Origin of the sequence: Paraburkholderia bengalensis (assembly GCF_037126505.1) — a bacterium.
GTDB classification, from domain to species: Bacteria; Pseudomonadota; Gammaproteobacteria; order Burkholderiales; family Burkholderiaceae; genus Paraburkholderia; species Paraburkholderia bengalensis.
Genome location: NZ_JACFYJ010000213.1, coordinates 1 through 2,902 on the forward strand (window position 1 = coordinate 1; position 2,902 = coordinate 2,902).

A 2,902-nucleotide genomic window follows, 5' to 3' on the forward strand; every position below is an offset into this window, starting at 1 on the left:
GCGCGGACGCCCGAGCGACGTCGAGGTTTGATCTTTGGAGCGGCCATGCACGAGACAGAATCGAGCCAAACGGACAGCAAACTTGCGCGCGAAGCGCTGATCAGGCGTGCGCGCGAGATCGACGCTGCCAATCGGAAGCCGAACGCCAGAACCGCTTCCCTCTACGGGCGAATCGCCGCTTTGCTGGAGCGCGGCATCAAGGAGGCTCGCGCAAAACACATCGTCGTTCAGGGTCTCATCGATCAGGCGCGGCACGCGGCCGCTCAAGAATGCGCCGCCGCGCCCGAACGGTTTCCGTATCACGTCCTGACGCAACTGGCGGACACGCTCGAAACGGACTTCAGGAACAGAATGCGCGTGGTCGTCGCAGCACGCGCCCGGCCGTACGGGAACTGGGGCACGGACGACGAAATTCGTCTCGTCGAGCACATGGCCCAATGCAAAGATGCGCCGCAGGTGCTGCAACGTTATCTGCACGCACTTCAGCGCCGCACCGATTTCGCCGGCCTCGACGTCGAGGCGATCAGGCAGCGCGCACGGAGGCTGTTACGCGACCTCGAATGCGCAACGAGCGGGCGAGATTGACTATGCCGCCTGGTTCTCCCGTGAACCCCACCGAAAAAGCCTTGGCGAATACGTGTTTGCGCAACCAGGCGCATCGCTTGGCGCGCACGGATCGCACGCGGTCAACGACAGCGGGCGTTTGCTGTACCGTTGTCAGTATGCGAAAATACAAGGCTGTGGGCCGTTAGCTCAGTCGGTTAGAGCAGAGGACTTGGCGAGGCGCTCCTACACCGTCTTGACGGCATGGGGCGCTTCTAATGGGTTGCTCAAGGTAAGTTAGCTCTGCCTTGAAGTAGAACTTCTCAAATTCGGTGAACGCTAAGGCGCGTCTATGCGCTATGCCAACGCCGAGCGAAGCCCTCGCGGGAGGGAACGTGTAGAGACTCGACGGGAAGGCCGAAAGGCAAGACAGAGTCCAGACCACGAACCGGAAACGGGCGGCGAAAGCCGAAGTGGCAAGCATAATCCTTTGGTCGTTGGTTCGAACCCAACACGGCCCACCACTTTGGCTCGTCGACGATCGCGAATGATCGTCATCGACGTCACATTGCGACCATCGTCCTGCCAGGCGCTGCCAGCGGGATAACCGAAGTTCGCGTCGCCATCCCTGTTCGGACCGCCGTCGCCCAACTGTCGGCGGCACGGCTATCCATCCTTCCGGCCGCTCATCCGTCGCACGGTTTTCGGCGCATATCCCGTTACGGGATCGGGATACAAGACACACAAAGCTTTGCCGTGCCAACTCCTTGAGAGCCGCTGGAAAAAACTGGGCGTTCATTGGATTCCCGTTGCCAGGCGGTGTCTTTCGCAATCGCACAGGCAAAGTCTGTTATGTTTATGTCGGCAATCCGGACCAGCAGACACAACCTGTTCCGTTCGGAAAGGGCGTTTTGGGCATCCCGGCTCATGCCGGATCACATCGCACCGAACCACTCAAAAGCATGCACGCGCCGAGCGCAACCGTTCCCATCTCGCTCATCAATGGCTTTCTTGCCGCCGCCGGCGCGCAGCCCGATGTCACGCAGCGCTATCTCGAGCAGGCGGGCATCACGCCCGAGCTGCGGGGCGCGCCCGGCGCGCGCGTGACGGAAGAACAGTTCTCGACGCTCTATCGCACGCTTGCAATCGAACTCGACGACGAGATGCCCGGCATCTTCAGCCGTCCTCTGCGCAGCGGCACGCTCAAGTTTCTTTGCCTCAGTTTGCTCGACGCGCCGAACCTCGACACCGCGCTCCACCGCTTCGGCCAGTTTTTTCATATCGTGCTCGACGACTTTCGGTTCGAGTCGCGTCGCAACGATCTGATGGCGCAGGTCGAGCTGCGTCCGAGCGTCGCGTATGGAAACATCGGGCCGCTCGGTCAGGAGTTGACGCTCAAGCTCGCGCACGGCGTGTCGTCATGGCTGATCGGCCAGAAAATACCGCTGTTGCAGGTCGATTTCGCGTGCCCGCAGCCGCCGCACGCCTCCGATCACCGCTATTTCTTTTCCGGCCCGGTGCGTTTCGGCCGCGACGCCACGTTGATGCGTTTCAGCGCGGCGTTTCTGGACATGCCGATTCGGCAGAGCAAGCGCAACCTGCGCAAATTCCTCGCGCGTTCGCCCGGCGAGTGGATTTTCGAGTCGTTCAGCGAGCAGCTCGTCAGTCATCGCGTCCGGCAGTTTCTCGCGGGCGAGCTGCCCGATCTGCCTACCATCGATCAGGCCGCGAAGAACCTGCATTGCTCGGTGCGCACGCTGTGCCGGCGCCTGTCGTCCGAAGAGACGACGTTCCAGCTGCTCAAGGACGAGCTGCGGCGCGACATCGCGATCCAGCGTCTGACGGATACCCACGACCCGATCGCCGTCATCGCCGGCGACATCGGCTTCGACGATCCGAGCGCCTTTCACCGCGCGTTTCGTCATTGGACGGGCAGCACGCCCGGCACCTACCGGCGGCCCGCCCGGGCCGGGTGATGACCTGACAGGGCACTGGCGCCGACGGGCGTGGCCAGATTTGTCACTAGGCGGGCCGGTTTGGACAGCGCGGGGGAGAGAGATCCCGGTACGATCGTCAGGCATAGTCACCGCCTGGCCACGTTTCTTTCGATGCGTCGAGGCAGTGATCCACTGACCGACAGATTGGAAGATCCACCATGAGTTACATCGCCCCCGTCAAAGAAATGCTGTTCGTGCTCGAGGAATTGAGCGCGATCGACGACATCGCCAAGTTGCCCGGCTTTGAAGAAGCGGGTCTGGAAACGGCCCAGGCCGTCCTCGAAGAATCCGCGAAACTGTGCGGCGAAGTGCTGGCGCCGCTGAACGTCGAAGGCGACCGCAACCCGAGCAGCTGGAAGGAC

The 2,902-nt window shown here is 62.1% G+C and carries 4 protein-coding genes; 3 read left to right on the forward strand and 1 reads right to left on the reverse strand.

Translation table 11 applies throughout. From position 1 onward, the window contains the following. The coding region (locus tag H3V53_RS42615) for a hypothetical protein (protein ID WP_336602958.1) at positions 1-255 on the reverse strand (255 nt) is incomplete at its 3' end. Between the two features lie 96 nt (positions 256-351). On the opposite strand from H3V53_RS42615, the gene H3V53_RS42620 reads away from it, so the two are divergent. The 3 genes from H3V53_RS42620 to H3V53_RS42630 form a co-directional block, all read left to right on the forward strand. Further along, positions 352-585: a hypothetical protein gene (locus H3V53_RS42620; protein WP_336602959.1), complete on the forward strand. Its 234-nt coding sequence runs from the start codon at positions 352-354 to the stop codon at positions 583-585. Between the two features lie 920 nt (positions 586-1,505). Beyond that, entirely contained in the window at positions 1,506-2,519 is a 1,014-nt protein-coding gene (locus tag H3V53_RS42625; RefSeq protein WP_336602960.1) for an AraC family transcriptional regulator, read from the forward strand. Between the two features lie 179 nt (positions 2,520-2,698). Next, positions 2,699-2,902: acyl-CoA dehydrogenase N-terminal domain-containing protein (locus H3V53_RS42630; RefSeq protein WP_336602961.1), on the forward strand; the 204-nt coding region annotated here is incomplete at its 3' end.

Coding starts and splice junctions, on each gene's coding strand:
- H3V53_RS42625 (WP_336602960.1), top strand. CDS start 1,506: ATGCACGCGCCGAGCGCAACCGTTCCCATCTCGCTCATCAATGGCTTT.
- H3V53_RS42620 (WP_336602959.1), top strand. CDS start 352: ATGCGCGTGGTCGTCGCAGCACGCGCCCGGCCGTACGGGAACTGGGGC.